This window comes from Pantoea sp. RG18 (assembly GCF_025910075.1).
GTDB lineage: Bacteria > Pseudomonadota > Gammaproteobacteria > Enterobacterales > Enterobacteriaceae > Pantoea > Pantoea agglomerans.
Map to the genome: position 1 here is coordinate 1 of NZ_JAPCIL010000034.1, position 584 is coordinate 584.

The following is a 584-nucleotide window of genomic DNA, read 5'->3' on the forward strand; positions in this document are numbered from 1 at the left end:
ACGCCGCTGCTGTTTGCCGTGCTGCTGCCCAGCACCGCGCCCGATTGGTCGCTGATGGTCACCACCGCGCCCGCCGCCGCCGTGCCCTGCAGCTCCGGCGTGCTGTCGTCGGTCAGGCCGCCGTTCAGTACCGCGCCGGTGATGCTTCCCGCATCGTCGTTCGCCTGGTCAATGCTCAGCTCCACGCTGCTGCTGTCCAGCCTGAAGGTCGCGCGCTCGCCGCGGGTTTCGTTCCCCGCCGCGTCCGTCACCTTCACCTGCCAGCTGTGCTCCCCGTCCGTCAGCGTGCCCAGCGCCAGTGTCCAGTTGCCGTCCGCGTCCGCCACCGTGCTGCCTGCCGGCGTGCTGCTGTTGTCCAGATATACCGTCACCGTCGCGCCCGCTTCCGCCGTGCCCTTCAGCACCGGCGCGCGGTCGTCGGTTACCCCGCCGCTGGCAACTTCGCCCTGCACCTCACCCTGGGCGTCCATCAGCGCCGCCACGGCCGCCTCCGGTGCCACGGTGTCCAGCACCACGTTAAACGCGCCGGTCTCCGCCGAGGAAACCCCCGCCGCGTTCACCGCCGTCGCCGTCAGGTCATAGCG

The 584-nt window shown here is 71.1% G+C and carries 1 protein-coding gene; it reads right to left on the reverse strand.

Annotated elements, in window-relative coordinates; translation table 11 throughout:
• A partial coding sequence (locus OK409_RS22420; protein ID WP_264367560.1) for an Ig-like domain-containing protein occupies window positions 1-584 on the reverse strand: 584 nt, incomplete at both ends.